The 17,246-nt window shown below is 50.1% G+C and carries 14 protein-coding genes; 4 read left to right on the top strand and 10 right to left on the bottom strand.

Features of this window, described 5'->3' with window-relative positions; all coding sequences use genetic code 11:
* Positions 1-251: 251 nt before the first annotated feature.
* The 4 genes from AC3Y23_RS12020 to cidR form a co-directional block, all read right to left on the bottom strand.
* Positions 252-380 carry a hypothetical protein gene (locus AC3Y23_RS12020; RefSeq protein WP_379199058.1) on the bottom strand — a complete coding sequence of 43 codons (129 nt, stop codon included), beginning with the start codon at positions 378-380 and terminating at the stop codon, positions 252-254.
* The gene (locus tag AC3Y23_RS12015; RefSeq protein WP_379199056.1) at positions 334-1,734 is read right to left on the bottom strand and encodes a DNA-binding protein; all 1,401 of its coding nucleotides are present in this window, start codon (positions 1,732-1,734) and stop codon (positions 334-336) included. Before AC3Y23_RS12015 ends, AC3Y23_RS12020 begins: the two co-directional genes overlap by 47 nt.
* Positions 1,735-1,881: 147 nt before the next feature.
* On the bottom strand, positions 1,882-2,166 hold the full coding sequence (locus AC3Y23_RS12010; protein ID WP_379199054.1) for an aspartyl-phosphate phosphatase Spo0E family protein: 285 nt from the start codon (positions 2,164-2,166) through the stop codon (positions 1,882-1,884).
* A 110-nt stretch (positions 2,167-2,276) separates the two neighbouring features.
* The gene (cidR, locus tag AC3Y23_RS12005) at positions 2,277-3,164 is read right to left on the bottom strand and encodes a cidABC operon transcriptional activator CidR (protein ID WP_379199052.1); all 888 of its coding nucleotides are present in this window, start codon (positions 3,162-3,164) and stop codon (positions 2,277-2,279) included.
* Positions 3,165-3,276: 112 nt separating this feature from the next.
* On the opposite strand from cidR, the gene AC3Y23_RS12000 reads away from it, so the two are divergent.
* Positions 3,277-3,648, top strand: a complete 372-nt coding sequence (locus AC3Y23_RS12000; protein WP_379199050.1) for a CidA/LrgA family protein — start codon at positions 3,277-3,279, stop codon at positions 3,646-3,648.
* A complete protein-coding gene (locus AC3Y23_RS11995) occupies positions 3,648-4,328 on the top strand; it encodes a CidB/LrgB family autolysis modulator (protein ID WP_379199355.1) in 681 nt (226 codons plus the stop codon). Before AC3Y23_RS12000 ends, AC3Y23_RS11995 begins: the two co-directional genes overlap by 1 nt.
* 100 nt (positions 4,329-4,428) lie before the next feature.
* Here the strand turns inward: AC3Y23_RS11995 and AC3Y23_RS11990 are convergent, their stop codons facing one another.
* Positions 4,429-5,397: a Gfo/Idh/MocA family protein gene (locus AC3Y23_RS11990; protein ID WP_379199048.1), complete on the bottom strand. Its 969-nt coding sequence runs from the start codon at positions 5,395-5,397 to the stop codon at positions 4,429-4,431.
* Between the two features lie 52 nt (positions 5,398-5,449).
* Entirely contained in the window at positions 5,450-7,756 is a 2,307-nt protein-coding gene (locus AC3Y23_RS11985; protein WP_379199046.1) for a helicase C-terminal domain-containing protein, read from the bottom strand.
* 284 nt (positions 7,757-8,040) lie between these two features.
* Between AC3Y23_RS11985 and AC3Y23_RS11980 the strand changes: the two genes are divergently transcribed.
* Positions 8,041-9,906, top strand: a complete 1,866-nt coding sequence (locus AC3Y23_RS11980) for an LTA synthase family protein (protein ID WP_379199044.1) — start codon at positions 8,041-8,043, stop codon at positions 9,904-9,906.
* A 77-nt stretch (positions 9,907-9,983) separates the two neighbouring features.
* On the opposite strand, the gene AC3Y23_RS11975 is transcribed toward AC3Y23_RS11980, so the two are convergent.
* Entirely contained in the window at positions 9,984-10,415 is a 432-nt protein-coding gene (locus AC3Y23_RS11975; protein WP_379199042.1) for a MarR family winged helix-turn-helix transcriptional regulator, read from the bottom strand.
* A 233-nt stretch (positions 10,416-10,648) separates the two neighbouring features.
* On the opposite strand from AC3Y23_RS11975, the gene AC3Y23_RS11970 reads away from it, so the two are divergent.
* Positions 10,649-12,343 (top strand): methyl-accepting chemotaxis protein, encoded by a 1,695-nt coding sequence (locus AC3Y23_RS11970; RefSeq protein ID WP_379199040.1) that lies wholly within the window; start codon positions 10,649-10,651, stop codon positions 12,341-12,343.
* Between the two features lie 184 nt (positions 12,344-12,527).
* Here the strand turns inward: AC3Y23_RS11970 and AC3Y23_RS11965 are convergent, their stop codons facing one another.
* From AC3Y23_RS11965 to AC3Y23_RS11955, 3 genes are all read right to left on the bottom strand, one after another.
* Positions 12,528-14,540, bottom strand: coding sequence for a putative bifunctional diguanylate cyclase/phosphodiesterase (locus AC3Y23_RS11965; protein ID WP_379199038.1), 2,013 nt, complete (start codon positions 14,538-14,540; stop codon positions 12,528-12,530).
* A gap of 205 nt (positions 14,541-14,745) precedes the next feature.
* On the bottom strand, positions 14,746-16,410 hold the full coding sequence (locus AC3Y23_RS11960) for a hypothetical protein (protein WP_379199036.1): 1,665 nt from the start codon (positions 16,408-16,410) through the stop codon (positions 14,746-14,748).
* Positions 16,403-17,203, bottom strand: a complete 801-nt coding sequence (locus AC3Y23_RS11955) for an ABC transporter ATP-binding protein (protein WP_379199353.1) — start codon at positions 17,201-17,203, stop codon at positions 16,403-16,405. Before AC3Y23_RS11955 ends, AC3Y23_RS11960 begins: the two co-directional genes overlap by 8 nt.
* Positions 17,204-17,246: the final 43 nt, after the last annotated feature.

The raw sequence follows: 17,246 nt of genomic DNA, 5'->3' as shown, positions 1-17,246 counted from the left end.
CTCATGGCCTTGCTTCTTGCACTAAAAAGAACCCTTCGTTCTGCTGTTTAAAGCAGCTTCGAAGGGTATTAAAAAAGATGACCCCTAAGATACCGGGCATCATCTTCTGTCATTACAGCGCGCCACCAAAGTTATCTTGGGAGTCATTACTGTTCTGCTGGTATAAAAGTAATATTACAATGCAGCATACTGCCGCGTTCTGTGATCATAAAAGGTCAAAAAGTGGTTACATCCCTGAATGTTCCTACGGATTAATACCCCACCCCGTGCTCCAGTGTGGTAAACGTTCCTCCGTTACCTCCTTTGCCTGCCGGTGTTCCAATGATAATAAAACTAAACAACGCTAAAACGGCGGTCATCGTCAGCAGCGATTTTTTCATTTTGTCTCACCTCCTTCATAAGATCTGTGTACAGTTGCTTCTGCCTGTCGCTGGCATATTCCCTGTTAATCTCGAAGAGAGTGACACAATTGATGAAGCCTTTCTCATTATTCAGTCTGGCAGACAGCTGGAGACATTCGATAATATGGTCGATTCCCCGTGGGTACTCCTGATGGTTGATAAGGTATATGGCTATCTGATAGTTGAGCCGGAATAGCCTGTCTACATTGATGGGGTCTTGGAATTGGCCGAAGCGCAGCATTTCCCGTGAGAATTTGGTCAGTGCGGTATCGGCAGAAAAGCCGAACTGGTTCGCCGATTCCATGATCGTGATTAGGCCAGGCAGAATTTCGCCCGGATGATCGGCTAGGAAGGAAATATAAGATGGAAGGATGGAAATGTTGCCGTCCAGCATCTCCAGCGTGAAGCTGTTGGCTTCGGAGAAGAGCTTGAAGTCCTCAACCGCTTTGTGACCTTCTTCATCCAAAATCTCAAACCAGCTCAGGTCCGCATATCCGGCCGTATACCGCTTGGCTTCTTCATATCGCCCCTGCTTGGTCAGCGCAGCCGCCTTCAACAAATAGCCATGGCCGTAATACACCACGAGTGGCCGCTCCGTATCCATCATTTCCCGGCGCTTGCCAGCATTCTTACGCACTTCATCCCGGTACAGTCCATTGGCCAGCGCACGAAGTTCGTCCGCATATTTCTCCACATCCCGCCAGCGGTGCAGCGTAAAGCAGACGTTGGCCAGCTTCAGCAAGCCATCCAGCTGCATCGCCTCTGGCAGACGTCCCCGAAACGGCTCGAATGTGATCACCGCCCTGAACTTCTCCTCCATATCAACTACAGACTGCATGGATTTGAAAATGCGATATTGACTGATAGCCAGACGCTCCGAGTAACTGTCCTGCTCATTCTCGGCTACAATTTTATAGAAAATGACAGATTCACTGATCTTTCCATGATTGAAAAGCTTCTCTGCGACTGAATAAATCAAGTCAATCTGTTTCGGATACTCAAGAATTCTGCTCAGAAGCTCATCAATACAAGGCTGCTTGCCGATCTCAGCGCATCGGATCAGGAACGGCTCGGCTCTGCGACGGGAAACCTTGTCCTCATAAAAACATTCATCAATATAAAGCGGATATAGCCAACCGTCAGGAAACCCGAAAGCCCGAGTAATGGCGTCCATTTGCCCTAAAGAGATAGGCTTTGGGGGATTCCCATGCAATATAGCACTGAGACTGCCGCGGTTCAGGCCCGAAACTTTCGCAAAAGAAGCGAGATTATGACCCGAACGGGATAGATTCTTCTCAATTTCTGAGCGTATAGTTGTAAATTTCGCCTCCACCCGGCACCTCCTGTGATGATATATATAGCAACTCCTAATTATTTACATAATTATAGGATAACTGTTCAGAAAGCACAACAAAAAGAGGAGCTGTTCTCTCCCCTAATTCTACCATCTATATGATTATGGATGCAAAAGACTAACGAACTATTGCAACGCGGTCTGGCTTCTCAACGGCGAAGTCCTAGAATTTTTGGCAGATGGGCCATTTGCCGCCTTTCGGCTGCGCAGACTCTCCATCATTTTGTTCTGGGCCAGCAAAATATAACCGTCCAGCCGTTCGCTCAACTCTACTACAGCACGATCACTCAGACTACGCTGCTCGGCAACCTCATGCAGTTGGCATCTCAAGCTTTCAATCGTAATCAGCAGCTCGTCTTCTCTTATATCTCTCCTATGAATGTTACGGGAGGAAGCATCGTAAAGGCTCACGATTCTCTCACCTTCTCTCTATCAACTTCTTCCCTATCATATAGCATGATGCCAAAAAACATATTTTCAAAAAAAAGAAAAATTTGTCGATGATTCAACAAAACGGGAGACTAATGACCTAGGAAGATTCCCTTAGCAAAAGAAATCCATTCCCGCGCCGCAAAAGATAGGTAGCGATCCCGGCGCCAGATAATGCCCAGCTGCCAAGGAATGACCGGGGCTGTAAGAGGAATCACAGCGATCCGTGAGCGGTCGATGTCACGGCAGATCGTCTCTGGCAGCAGCGCAATTCCGAGCCCCGCCCCTACCATTCCACTGATCAGATCCCACTGTGAGCTCTCGTATACCACCTTAGGTTGAAAGCCTACTTTGACGCATTCTGTAATAATCCGGTCATGCAGCATAAAATCCTCACGGAACAGGATAAACTCTTCTTCTGCCAGTTCCGCCAGCTTCACACATTCCTGTCCAGCCAGGCGGTGCCCTGCCGGAACCAGCAGCTCCAGCTTCTCCTCCAGAATTGAGAAGAATTGAAACTTGCCCTGATCCACAGGCAGCACAATGACACCGATATCCAGCAGCCCCGTCTCCACATCATTCTCCACTTTCTTGGCACCATCCTCATGCAGGCGGATCGTCACCCCCGGGTATCGATGATGAAACTCGCCGATAACGGCGGGGAAGAAGCTTGCACCTACCATTGGCGGCAGCCCCATCTGAATATGGCCCTGCTTCAGCTCGCGCAAGCTGTCCAGCTCAGAGGACAGGCTGGTGAATGAATCAACAATATTCTGCGCCTTGGTCAGCAGAATCTCACCCGCATCGGTCAGCCGTATACTTTTGCCTTCCCGATAGAACAGGTCGGCGCCCAGTTCAGTCTCCAGATTTCTGATCATTTTGCTAATCGTGGGCTGTGAGATATATAGCGATTTGGCCGCCTGGGAAAAGCTGTTCAGTCTGGCGATTTGAACGAAATATTGCAGCTGCCGGATGTCCATGGTTCAGCCTCCTATATATAGACGAAAGGAATGTCAGCTATTCTATCTATTCATTTTACCTATGAAAATAAATAATGTAAACTTTCATTACGATGAAAGGAGCGGAGCTCTTATGAAAAAAACGATCTCAGGATTGCTGCAAATAGGCGGCCTTACTATATTCTCTCTGCTGATCAACTCACTGGCTTCATGGTTGCATTTTCCCATCCCCGGTAGCATTCTGGGCATGGTTATCTTATTCCTTCTGCTTGAATTCGGCGTCGTACGCTTGAACTGGGTGGAGGTCGGAGCCTCCTGGCTGCTGGCTGAGCTGCTCCTGTTCTTCATTCCTTCCGCGATCGGCGTCATGAAATATACAGATATGCTGGAGACCGATGGGCTGCGGGTGCTGGCAGTCGTAGTAGTCGGCACATTCGCAGTCATGACCTGCTCCGGTCTGCTCACAGGAGCTATATCCAAGGCAAAGGAGCATAAACCCTCATGATGACCGGATTGTTATTCCTTACGCTGACCATAGGACTTTATCTCCTTGCCAAGCGCGCCTATAAGTTCCACAGCAAAGTATATCTATCTCCGCTTATCATCACGCCTCTGCTGATTGTTGGCATTCTGTTGATGACAGGCATCCCTTATGAATCTTACAATGCGGGAGGCAAGTGGCTGACTAACCTGCTGCAGCCGGCAACCATTGCGTTTGCTATCCCTTTGCATAAGAACTTCAAGGTACTCAAAAAACACGCCGCCGAAATTGCGGCAGGCGTGCTCTCAGGTACGATAATAGCGGTGATCTCCTCCATGCTGCTTGCCAAATGGCTGCATCTTAGCAGCGATCTGGCTACCAGCCTGGTCCCGCGATCGGTTACTACTCCGATCGCCATGAGTATCTCGCAGCGTATTGGGGGTGTACCCAGTATCACGGCAGTCTTCGTTATCCTGACCGGGATACTCGGCACCATGATGGGGCCTTCAGTGCTGCGTCTCTTCCGCATTGACAATGAAATTGCGCGCGGCGTATCGCTGGGAACCGCAGCGCACGGTACAGGTACCTCCAAGGCCTTCGAGCTTAGCTCGCTGACCGGTACCATCTCCAGCATCGCGATGATTCTGACGGCGCTACTGACTATCGGCATTGCGCCGCCACTGCTCGCGGTGTTCCTCCACTAAGGCCGTCCCGGCTTGGGCCAAAGCACATAGCTCCGAAGAAGTCCCCGGAGCTACGTGCTTTTTTTCTATGATCTCACTATGATTTCGATTCTACTTCACTTTATAGTTTAACAGGTAGTCCAGTTTGTGCCGACTCGTAAGCCGCACAGGTCACCTTGAGTGTCTTGTAACCGTCTTCGTAGTCGCTGAGAATCCGGGAGCGATCGCCAGTGCGTACAGCATGCAGGAATGCTTCACTCTCGGCGGCATAGGGATTACCACTGTTCGCATACTCTGTGCTGTCTCCGGTGCGAACGGTCAGCAGACGATCAAGATTCCAGTCCAGCAACCCTTGTTCATTGTAGAAAGTCAGATTGACCCGGCCGATATCTCCAGGGAGCACGCAAGTGTTGGAAATATTGGCAATGATACCACTGGCAAGCCTTAACGTCACCGTACCGATATCGGCAACTGTAACGTTCTCATGCTTCTCATGCATAATACGATTGCCATACAAGCCGTATACTTCTTCTACCTCACCGCCCAGATAGCGTAGCAAATCTACGATATGCGTCGTCTGCTCCGTGAACTGTCCACCGGACTGCTCCTGGTTGCGCCACCAAGCTACTCCTGGCATACCGCCCATCCACTGACCGACAACCATCCCGATTTTATCCCCGGTCAACGTTTCCTTCAGCCTTTGGATATTATCCTGATAACGGAAGTGGTAACCCACTGAGGTCAACAGATTGCGCTCCTTAATCTCCTGAAGCAGACTGGCCGGGATTTCGGTACTGTGGCTCAGCGGTTTCTCGATAAAAAAGGGAATGTCTCGGCGAATCAACGCACGCTCAATGTCACCATGCGACTGTGGGGGAACGCATATATAAGCAGCATCCAGCTTATGAGCTTCTAACATCTCCGTAATATCGCCATAGCCCTCAGCATCATAATGACGGGCCATCTCCTCCGCCTTCTCCTTGCTGCTACCGCATACCGCTACTAGACGAACATCCTCCATGCCAGCTAGTAAATCCGCGTGAACCTTACCAAACCAGCCTGTACCAATCAATCCGATGTTAAGTGTCATGATCTGCCTCCTGTGAGTCTGAAATGTATGCCCTTTCATAGATTATACGATGTTATTGCCAGATAAGGTAGTCCCGCCACTCTTCGGGGAGCAACCTATGATACGGCTGCTGCGTAAAACGGTCGTCCGCCAGCACAATTATGCCATGGTCGTTCTCGGTGCGGATCAGCCTTCCTCCAGCCTGCAACACCTTGCACATTCCCGGATAGACATAGGCATAGTCAAAGCCATTTTTACCCTGGCGATTGAAGTAGGAGCGTAGCAAATTACGTTCCAGCCCCAGCTGCGGCAGCCCTACTCCAACCACCATGACCCCGTTTAACCGGTCTCCAGGCAGATCCACTCCCTCCGAGAAAATACCGCCCAACACGGCAAATCCAAGAAGTGTCTGGCTTGTGTCTGGACGGAACGCTGCGAGGAAATCTTCGCGTGCTTCCTCACTCATGCCGGAGTCCTGTACCAAGGTAGGCACTTCCGGATGGCGCTCGCTAAATAAATCATATACATTTTGCAAGTATACATAGGAAGGGAAGAAGACCAAGTAATTCCCCGGTCTGCTGCACATTCTGTGCAAGGCCTCGCTCAATGGCGGCAGAGAGGCCTCCCGATCATGATAGCGCGTTGACAGCGGGAGTAGAGAGACCTCCCATTGCTCCTTCTGAAAAGGAGAAGACACGGTCAAGCTGTAGTCCTCTTCTGTGGCACCGATCATATCTCTGTAATACGACATCGGCGCCAGGGTGGCCGAGAACAGAATTTGGCTGCGATAGCCCTTGGACATCTGCCGCAGCAGATAGGAAGGGTCCAGGTTAAAGAGCTTCAGATACACATCACTGCGACGGTTCTCGGCATAGGTCACATAGCGCTCGTCATAGGTCTTGAAGGTGCGAAGCATCCCTTGTACAGCATAGAAGGTCTCCAGCAGACTGGCTTCTCCTTCCTCTGGAACGGCAGCCAGCATGATCGACGGATGGATTAATTCCAGTTCCGCCTCTGCGGTGAAGGTCTCCAGCAGACCCGGCAGCTCTTCAGGGAAGTCGTTCCACCAGCCCTGTCCCTCTGCGTTGCACAACTTACGTATCGTAATGAAGAACGTGTTCACCGACTTGGCAGCAGCGCTTAAGCTGGGATTGCTCACCTTGTACTGCCGCTGCAGTCCCAGGAACGGAGCTTTCTGCAACGCTGCTGAGAACATCTCCCTTCCCCGGTCCACCAAGTTATGGGCTTCATCGACGAGTAGAACTGTATCCTTCTTTCGTTCCTCGGCCAGCCTTTTCAGGCTAATTCGGGGATCATAGATGTAGTTATAGTCACAAATCACAGCATCACAAGCATAAGCGGCATCTAGTGAGAACTCGAAGGGGCAGACCCCGTGCTTCTTGGCATAACTGGCGATAACCTCGCGCGTCATCAGTATTTCCTGCCCCAGCATGTCCAACAGCGCCCCATTGATCCGGTCGTAGTATCCTTCGGCGAACGGGCAATGCTCACTACTACACAGCCCCTCCTCCCGGAAGCATGCTTTATCCTTGGCGGTCAGTGTTATGACATGCAGAATTAGGCCCCTGGCCGACAGGAGCGCCAGCGCCTCCTGGGCGGCCATACGGGTAATTGTCTTGGCGGTCAGATAGAAGAATCCTTTGGCCCGCCCTTCACCAATGGCCTTAATCACCGGGAACAGGGTGGACATCGTCTTGCCGATTCCCGTCGGCGCCTGGGCGAAGAGATTGACGCCTTCCGAGACCGCCTTGTACACGGCGCCAGCGAAATGCCGCTGCCCCTTCCGATAGGCAGGGAAGGGGAAACCCAATTCGCGAATGCTCTGCTCCTTGGCGATATCATGCCGAAGCAGCATTTCAGCATAGGGTGCATAGCGGGCCACTGTATCAGCGGCAAAGTCCGCCAATTCCTCCATGCTGACACTCCGCTGCAGGCTCCGCTCCTCCTCTCCCCCTCGGCGAACATAGGTAAGCCGAACTTCCATGGAAGTAAGCTCTTGCTCAAGCGCGATCATATAGGCGTACATCAATGCCTGCGCCCAGTGGACCTCACGACCTTCACCCAGCAAGTCCAGCGGCTCCCCCGTGGACTTGATTTCCTCAACCACCAGTGAGCCTTCTTCCGACAGCAGAAGACCATCACAGCGGCCGTCTACCACCAGCAGCAATTCCTTATATGGAATCTCTGTTTTCAAATAGACTTCCTTCTGGTCGCCTTCCTTGTACCGCTTCTGAATCTTCTGATGAATACGCGTTCCTTCCGCCATCGAAGCCGCACTACGGAATCCCGGCTCAAGGCTCCCGCTGCGGAATACATACTCCACAAGCGTTCTGACGGATATGGATATCCTATGCTTCATACTTCCACCTCTTTTCCGGTCCCTTACTGTCAACCTAGCGCATTCCGTTCGTCGTTTTTGTCTTTTATTCGCTGTATAAAGTCATCTGGCGGCAGGAACAGCAGGGGCTGCTGCACTGTCACCCACTTCCGCTTTACATTGCGCTAATGCTGGCACGCAGTGTTTTTGACATTTACTATGCAGGGGGAGATAATAAAATTTGTTAATATGGAATTCCTTTGTCCTTACGCCGCTTCCTCTCTTCCGGGAAGAAGTGTGTCATCACGTAGAAAGAAGGCGGAGCTGTGTCATCCAATACCTTGAAACGGTGGATCATCAAACCCTTTGTGTTCTTCACCATTATTTTCGTTCTGAAGAGCTTTCTAGCCTGGGGCGTTATCTTTGGTGATGTTCTTTCCTGGAAGTCCCTAATTACGGAGATTCCTTTTGTGTGGGCACTTTTTTGCATTATTGAACGTTTTGCTTCCAAACGCAAATTAGGATATTACATGACGGTGAACCTGCTGGTGACCGCCATCTTTTTTGCTGCCATTATGTATTTCAAATACTATGGAGTTATTGTCACCTATCATGCTGCCGAGCAGGTGAATCAGGTCACGGCTGTCCGCAAAAGCGTATTTTCACTGATGGACCCTTATTATCTCCTGATCTTCACTGATGTCATCGTACTCGGCTTCTACTTCTTCTTCAACAAGAATGGACGGAATTACAAGAAGACGAAGATCAACCGTGGTAGCGGAACAGCGAAATTCAGTATTTTATTTGCAGTGTCGCTAGCACTGTGCCTGTTCAATATTTTGCCTAACAAGGCCAGTATGAATGAAATCAAGAAAGCACAGGAGATGGGGATTCTCAATTATGAGGCCTACACCATCTTTGCCAAAGACAAAACAGAACTTGTGAGTGCTAGTGATATCACGCAGGATGCTGTGAACACGCTAAAAGGGGTCCGCGCAGAAGACCGCTCAGCCCTGCAAGGCGTTGCCAAGGGTAAGAATCTGATCATTATCCAGATGGAATCGTTCCAGAACTTCTTGCTTGGACTCAAACTCGATGGCAAGGAAGTCACGCCAAATCTGAACCGTCTGATGGAGAACAGTCTGTATTTCCCGAATTTTTATCAAATGGTGGGTCAGGGCAACACCTCGGATGCCGAGTTTGTCGTGAATACGTCCTTCTACATTCCTCCCCGCGGCGCAGCCACGATGTCGTATGTAGACAAGAAACTGCCGAGTCTGCCGCGCCTGCTTCAGTCCAATGGCTACCAGACAGCCACCTTCCATACGAATGATGTGGAATTCTGGAACCGCGGAGAATTGTATAGTTCCCTGGGCTGGGAGCATTATTATGATCGCCAATTCTTCGGTGATGAGGACTCATTCTTCTTCGGGGCATCCGATGAAGTGCTATACCGTAAGACAGCGGATAAATTAAAGGAAATGGATATGGCGGATCAGCCATTCTATTCTCAGATCATATCAATGTCTGCCCATCATCCGTTCACCATTCCGGCCGAGAAATACCGGATGAAGCTGCCTGAGCGTTATGAAGGCACCTTCGTCGGTGATTATATCCGGTCCCAGAACTATGCAGATGAGGCGTTCGGCCAATTTGTGGCAGAGCTAAAAGCAAACGGCGTCTGGGATAACAGCCTGATTATGATCTACGGCGACCATATGGGGCTGCCCATCTACTCGCTGGATCATGACGACAAGGCACTGATGCAAGAAATCTACGACCATGATTACGGCTATGCTAATATGATGAACATCCCGTTGATTATACATGGCGGAGGCATCACAAATCCTCAGGTACTGGATCAGGTTGGCGGGGAGGTTGACATCATGCCGACAGCCGCCGCGCTGCTCGGTGTCTCTATGGAGAACAATCTGCATTTCGGCCAGGACCTGCTCAGTCAGCCTGTCAATCTGCTGCCGCAGCGTTATTATCTACCATCAGGATCGTTCATTGCCAGCTCCGGCCTGCTAATCCCGGGCAGTAGCTTTGAGGACAATACACAATATCCGATCGCCACAGGTGGCAAAACGCCTGCCGCGACGGAGGAGGAATATAACCGGGCGCTGCGGCTGCTGCAGCTCTCGGACAGCTATGTAACCCAATTGCCGCTTAAGGCAGAAGACACTAAATAGAGCAACCACAAGAAGAAACGGCCACGCCCCTAAATATGGAGTGTGGCCGTTTTTGTATGGTTGAAGGCGTAGTCTGTTCAGCGCTCCTGCTTGTCCAGTATTTCATAGTACTTGGCAAAGGCTTTAAGCTCTTCCGGTTCCAGTATGGCCAAATGCTCAGCCAGCAGTACCTTGGAGCGGTATTGTGCTTCCTTCAGCGATTCCTCACCTTTGGCCGTGATGGTGACCACAACTGCCCTGCGGTCCTGCTCATCCGGCACCCGGGCGATGAAGCCCAGCAGCTCCAGGCGATCCAGCATCACCGTTACGGCGCTGGATTTCACCTCCATTTTCTCAGCTAACTGGATCACACGTGATTTCTTCTCATGGGCAATCATATTGAGCAGGCCTAATTGAGGAAAAGTCAGGCCAATTTCCTTATGCAAAGACATTTGGGACACAATTTTTCGCTGCACCCTCCACATGGATATCCCGATGCCTTCAATCACCGGATCTATTTGTTTCGACATTCCTTCAGCTCCCAATCACTTTGTCCTGAAACCAGCGTACCATTTTAACACTCCCGGATTCAATGACTCTGAGGTAATATTTTGCTGATTTAGACATAGAGTTGTCACAACTATTCTTCAAACAAGCAATTTTCGACACAAGCATGCTGAGTTTGTTGCGCTATAATCGTAGCAGTTCGCATGGAGAAGGTGACTCTTTGCAAACAATTAGTCATAATTGGTGGGGAAGAAGAATGAAATTGGCAACAAAATTAACCTGGATGATGTTCAGTGTGCTGCTACTTGTGGGCTCATCCATCGGATTCTTCGGATATCGTGCCGCTTACAACCAAGTGGACGAGGCCGCCGGGGTTGAATTGGTAGGCTGCGCCAATATTACAACCGGCTTGGTGAATCCAGAAGACATCTCCGCACTTGCTGCGGGAGATTCAAGCAAGCTTGCTAAGATAGAAGAGCGCATAGGCTGGATCACTGCTCACAAGCCTATTTTCAAAGAAGCCTTCATCCTGTCGCTGGATGGCAAAGTTCTAGCCGCTGATAGCAACTTCCAGAAGCGCGGCTATAAAGCAGGCGATACGTTTTATTTTAGCGACGAAGACAAGTTAATGATCAACAAAATGCAGCATTCCACATATTCCAAAGTTTATACATACGATGGAACCTCCCTCAAAACCGGTTACGGTCCTATCTACCAGGATCACGATCCTGCCAAACCCATTATCGCCTTAATGGCTATTAATTTTGACGGCTCAATTATTCAGGAAAGAACGCTGGATGTGGTTGTACAGCCTTTTATTATCGGCGCAGCCATTTTTGTGATGGCCATTGTAGTCGCTTATCTGCTTATCCGCCGCATGGTCAGCCCGTTAACCCGGTTGTCTCGTTCCGTCAATCTCGTAGCCCAAGGTGATCTAACACAGGACCCTATTGTTCTCGGTAGTAAAGATGAGGTCGGAACTTTGGCCCGTGACTTCAATGCCATGACTGGCAGTCTTCGCTTACTGATCACAGAGGTGAATGATACGTCGCATCAGGTGGCTTCCTCCTCTGGAGAGTTGTCGGCCAGCGCTCAGGAGACCAACCGGGCCGGGGAACATAGTGTGGGAATTACCCTTGAGCTTGCCGATGGGGCGAATGCCCAGCTCCAGAATCTCGAAGACAGTTACAAGGCCGTACAGAACATGTCGAACTTCATTTCGGAGATTGCTGCTATGGCAGGTGGCGCGCTTGATCTTGCCAATGAAAATGCTGAGAAGGCCCGAACGGGCAGAGAGTCGATGGATTCCACCACAGAACAGCTGATGACCATGAGCGGCAGCATCAGCATGCTCTCAGGCATGATCAATCTTCTATCAAGCAACTCCAAGGAAATCGAGAGCATTGTTACCGTCATCTCCAGCATTGCCGAGGAGACCCATCTGCTCTCACTGAATGCAGCCATCGAAGCTGCACGGGCTGATGAGGAAGGTCGGGGCTTCGCCGTTGTCGCCCAGTCCGTCCGCAAGTTAGCAGAACGATCTTCTCATTCCGCTACCCAGATTAGCGATCTCATCAAAAAGACCGTGAGCCAGATGGAAAAGGCGACGGAGATGATGTTCTACTCCACACAAGAAATGGAACAGAGTAGCGAAATGATCGACCGGGCCGGGGCTTCTTTTAGCGAAATTGAGATGTCGGCAACCGGTATGGCAGAGCAAAACCGACAAATCTCTACCGTAGTGAGCCAACTCGCCGAGTTAGCCTCCGGACTGGTCACGACCATTCAGCATATCGTTCAGGTATCCAACCAAACTGCGGCAGGGGCGGAAAGCCTGTCGGCCTCATCCCAGCAGCAGCTTGCCGCGATGGAAGAGGTAGAGGCAGCTGCAACCATACTGTCCTCAATGGCCGACAAGCTAAGGTTTTTGGTGGAGCAGTTCAAGATTTGAAACAGTAGCAGCCATAGGTCTTAAGTAGAACACCTTTCAATGCAGCAAAGCAGGCCGAGGAACGCCCCGGCCTGCTTTTTGGTATAACAGAATTATGTAGCCGTAGACAAGTTGTCTCTTGTTCGGCATGATTCCACAAGTTATGTATATCGGTCATGAAAACAAATGGTTACATGTAATTTCGTTATACGGCAGCATTCTCGATAAACCACTGCCCCAACTCATTTACAGGCATCGGCCGGCCATAATAATATCCTTGCATCACTCTGCAGCCCAGCGATTGCAGCAGCTCGATCTGCTCGGTCGTTTCTACGCCTTCAGCAACGACATCCATATTCAGGTTACTGGCAATGGCAATAATATTGCTGATAATCGCCTTCTTCGAATTCATCTTGCTCTTGCGGATAAACACCTGATCAATCTTGAGCGTATTAACCGGAATCTCGTCCAGATTGCCGAGTGAAGAAAAGCCTGTACCGAAATCATCCAGCGAGACCCGTACGCCCAGCTGCCGAAGCTTGGATAATTGGGCTACAGTCTCCTCCATGTTGTTCATAGCGATAGATTCCGTAATCTCCAGTTCCAGAAAATGCGGCTCCAGCCCCGATTGCGCCAGCGCTTCTTCCACAACCTCATACAGCCCGCCCCCTTCAAACATCCGTGCCGACATATTGACAGAGACGGCGACGCTCGCCACTTCCTCCTTGTGCCAGAGCCTGTTCTGTTTGCATACATCATGCAGCATCCAATAGGTGATCGGCACGATCAACCCGGTCTCCTCCGCTATCGGAATAAATTCCGACGGAGAGATGATTCCATGGTCGGGATGTCTCCACCGCAGCAAGGCTTCAAGCCCAACGGTTACATTCAACAGCGAATCCCATTTAGGCTGATATACGACCATGAATTCGGAACGAGCCAGCGCCTTACGCAGATCCTTCTCCAGCGACATCCGCCGCAGCTGGTGACGATTCATCTCCTGATCGAAAATGCTGAATTTATTCTTGCCGGAATCCTTGGAGGTATATAGCGCAGTATCTGCGGCCTTCATCAAGGACGACCGGTCAGTGCCATGTAGAGGAGTTAAGCTAATCCCGAGACTTGCTGTCACGTACAGTTCATTACCCTGGATGCTATAAAAATGCTTGAGCTCCTGTAGAATGCGCTCGGCTATTTCCTCTGCTTCTCGCACGGAACACTGAGGCAGGGCGATCAGGAATTCGTCCCCGCCCAGCCGAAACACCTTCCCCAAGGTACCGACACAGTCCTCCAGTCTTCTGGCAACCTCCTGCAGCAGCATGTCGCCGATATCATGACCTAGTGTATCGTTGATCGATTTGAAGCGGTCCAGATCTACAAAGAATACAGCCCCGGATGTTCCACCGAAGAAATCTTCAAGAAAGTAACGCTCCAGACCATGTCGGTTAGGCAATCCGGTCAGCGGATCATGATAAGCCATCCGTTCAAGGATATGCCGATCCAGAAAAACGGCACCTCCGGAGACTGCAAGCATCAGTACCGTTACAATCGATACGCCGCTCAATAGAATTACATCCGTATCCATCAGGAGGGAGGAGGAGCCGGCCCCTTTATAATATTCCCACCAGCTGGCTCTAAGGCTGAAATAATGCAGGCCTGTCACCGATAGTCCAATTAATATTGCTAAATAGAGTTTCCACTTATTGAAGTTAGGATGATCCTTGGACTTGCGGAGCAAATAGAGCCCCATGGAGGACATCAGCACAGCCGCCAGAATCGAGATGACCTGTGAGAGGATTGGACTCTGGCCCCCCTCCTCCAGCAGGATCGAAGACATCCCGATATCATGCATAGCGAAACTCCCCACGCCAAGCAGCAGGCCACCGACACCAGCTCGCCAAAGCTTGAGACGATGCGCTAGTACAATCCAGAACGCAGCATAACAGGATAACATACTCACCAGCAGGGACAGCAGCGATTTACCTGGCTGGTAGCTGACTTCAAATGGTAAACGGCCGGCCATAATGCCTATATAATGCATTGCCCATAGACCACTACCAAGAACACAGGATGCTGACAGCAACCACATATGCCGGATTCTGCCAGCAGAACGGGTAACCTGTGAAATCAAATTCAATGCAGCATAAACCGCGGCAGAGACCAGCGCGAAAGTTAGTAAAACGATCCAAATATTATAACGGATTCCCATTTGATCCATATGTCAACCTCTTCACCGGTATAGTAATTATCATCATCGCCATAGTGCGTTTCTCAAGAAGGATCAGTACACGTATATCGGATATATGGAAGAGTGCGTAAAGATTATAGGCTATCCCTGGAAAGCAACTTTAGGTGTAATTCTACCTTTTATTAACCTGAGTGTCTAAGTAAATACTGGAACTTGCCCCCTGTTTTAGGGTCCGTTAAAAAATGTCCATATTTGACATTGTGGAGGATTTCATCCTGCTCCCTTCAGGGAATATCCGGCGCCAGAGCAGATAATTACTGACAACCAGCAGCACAAGATATATATAGACACCGCCTGTCAGTAAGGTTGCCAAATAATGCACGCCCACCATGCCGAACAACAGGAATAGCATCAAGAAGCTGCTTCCCATGAATTCCTTCTGCTTGGCTGCCTCAAAGCGTTCTGAAAAAGGAAGCGATCGAGGCATCAGCAGGAAACACAGCACTGCATAAATAAACGTGGCAAACATTACAACCACAAGATCCGGCAGGATCCGAATCCCGTAGAGCATAGTGAACACCACTGCTTCTGCCAGGAAGAGGGGTACAAATAACCGGAGCAGGGCAGCCTTTAGCATGCCCCTGTATACTGTATGCTCCCCAGGCAACGGAATGACTTTGTAAATCCAGGCTCCCTTATAACTTCCTGAATACCGCAGCATCTGCACAACGGTCATCATCAGCGTGGCGCTAAAGTAAATCCACAGGTATGACTTTGAATTTGCGAAGCCTCTCCCTTGCCCTTGCCATGTCATATTTAACATGAAAATGAAAGGGAAGACGATGGAGAAGCCCAGCGTCGGATACACCTTTAGCTTAAAGTCTCGTTCTGTCTTCATCATGGACCAGGTGAAACGAAAGAACATGCCCTCTTCCCGGCTCCGGCACACCACAGAAGATAGCCATCCTGACAATCTCGCTGCTCCATGGCCACCGACCTCTTGCGCGGAAAGCTTTTGCAGGCTTTTCTCAAATTGGGGCATAAGTTTAATGTATGTAATGATCAGGAGGAGCGGAAGAATAATGGCCAAACCGGACAACACAGTAAAATGAATGCCTCTCCCTCCGCCAAATGCCAGCTCGAACGGGGCAGCAAACCAGACTGGAGGAATAAGATACTGCCACCATGCCGGTTTGAAGGACGCGCTAAACTCCGCCAGGTTAAACAGCCTTGAAATCAGTTGATAGCCAACCGTTATAGCAATCATCAGTACAATCTGCACATAGTTGATGATATCCTTCAATCTTTCTCCGTCGAAAAGCTTCAGGATCAGCAGGTACAACAGCCCTGTAATCACCAGGATGAAGCAGTTCATCAGCACAATGGCTGCACAGTATAAAAGAAAGAACAACGGCCCCTGCCGGAACAGTGAGACGATCAGCGTGGGCCCGGCAAGGCTTAACGTGAGCGTGAACAGATAGATCAGCACATGGATGTTCTTGGCCATATTCAGGGTACGGCGATTCACTGGTTTGGAGAAGAGAATGTTCTTGTCCCGAAGATCCAGTAGTACGGACGAAAAGTCGGAGACCAGTGTAGTGGTAATCATGAACATCACCACCCCCAGAACCAAACTCATTTGCAGCATGTAATGGCCGGATGAAATCATGAGCGGGATCAAGAACACGCCCATTAACAAGTAAACCCACTGCGGGCGAAACGGCGAACCCTCCTTCGGCTCAGCCGATCTTTGTGTAGCCGCAAGAACCGTGGGCGGCCTTCTCCCATCCATCGTTAGCTTCACTTGCAGAATGCTGCGCATAATGCCGTAATCAATGCCGATTCTGCAGAACAATCCCTCCAGCCGATCCAACAGCTTCAGTACCCGAAAATCATTCATGTGGAGCACCTTCTTGAATCACGGACACGAATTCACCCGCGATGTCCCGGTATTTGTCAAAGCCAGTTAACTGGTTAAAAATCTCTTCAAGCGAGCCTTCTCGGCTCTTGTCCTTCAGCTCCGCAAAACTGCCATCGGCCACAATGTCCCCTCCGGCAATAAGCACAATACGGCTGCTGATCTTCTCGACAACATCCATGATATGAGAAGAGTAGAAAATGGTCTTGCCCCGAGCAGCCAGTGAAGCGAAAATTTCCTTCACCACCATGACACTGTTGGCATCGAGACCGCTTAACGGCTCGTCGAGGAACAGAATATCCGGGTCATGCAGCATACTGGAGATCAGTAGTACCTTCTGCTTCATTCCTTTGGAGAAGGAAGAAATTCGCATGTCGTAAGCCTTCTCCAGACCAAGCAAAGCGGCCAATCGCTTGGCCTTGTCATCAGCATCGCTCCGCTGCATGCCGTACAGTTCGCCTATGAAACACAGATACTCCCGTGCCGTAAGGCTATCATATAATTCTGCAACTTCCGGCACATAGCCGATCCGCCTTTTATAAGCGTTGTCGCCATCAGCGATATCCTTCCCGAAGATCTCTACGGTTCCGTTATATCCCTCAACCAAACCGAGCATAATCTTAACCGTCGTGCTTTTGCCAGCACCGTTCGGACCGATATAACCAATAATCTGCCCCGGGTAGACTTCCAGATCAATCCCCCGGAGAACCATTCTGTCCGAGTAGTTCATCCACAAACCAGAGATCGAAATCACCGGCTTCTCTGCAACAGCCATCCCTTTCAGCTCCCTCCAAGTTAGCCTGTTGTACCAGGCTGAT

The sequence above is a fragment of the Paenibacillus sp. MAHUQ-45 genome, assembly GCF_058133325.1.
The sequence above is the reverse complement of the archived record's forward strand: the minus strand, read 5'-3'. Positions and strand labels throughout refer to the sequence as shown.

Bases quoted from the DNA above. Each gene is read 5' to 3' on its own strand.
- AC3Y23_RS11960 (WP_379199036.1), bottom strand. From the start codon at position 16,410: ATGAATGATTTTCGGGTACTGAAGCTGTTGGATCGGCTGGAGGGATTG.
- AC3Y23_RS11965 (WP_379199038.1), bottom strand. From the start codon at position 14,540: ATGGATCAAATGGGAATCCGTTATAATATTTGGATCGTTTTACTAACT.
- cidR (WP_379199052.1), bottom strand. From the start codon at position 3,164: ATGGACATCCGGCAGCTGCAATATTTCGTTCAAATCGCCAGACTGAAC.
- AC3Y23_RS11995 (WP_379199355.1), top strand. From the start codon at position 3,648: ATGACCGGATTGTTATTCCTTACGCTGACCATAGGACTTTATCTCCTT.
- AC3Y23_RS11975 (WP_379199042.1), bottom strand. From the start codon at position 10,415: ATGTCGAAACAAATAGATCCGGTGATTGAAGGCATCGGGATATCCATG.
- AC3Y23_RS11990 (WP_379199048.1), bottom strand. From the start codon at position 5,397: ATGACACTTAACATCGGATTGATTGGTACAGGCTGGTTTGGTAAGGTT.
- AC3Y23_RS11970 (WP_379199040.1), top strand. From the start codon at position 10,649: ATGAAATTGGCAACAAAATTAACCTGGATGATGTTCAGTGTGCTGCTA.
- AC3Y23_RS11955 (WP_379199353.1), bottom strand. From the start codon at position 17,203: ATGGCTGTTGCAGAGAAGCCGGTGATTTCGATCTCTGGTTTGTGGATG.
- AC3Y23_RS11985 (WP_379199046.1), bottom strand. From the start codon at position 7,756: ATGAAGCATAGGATATCCATATCCGTCAGAACGCTTGTGGAGTATGTA.
- AC3Y23_RS12000 (WP_379199050.1), top strand. From the start codon at position 3,277: ATGAAAAAAACGATCTCAGGATTGCTGCAAATAGGCGGCCTTACTATA.
- AC3Y23_RS12020 (WP_379199058.1), bottom strand. From the start codon at position 380: ATGAAAAAATCGCTGCTGACGATGACCGCCGTTTTAGCGTTGTTTAGT.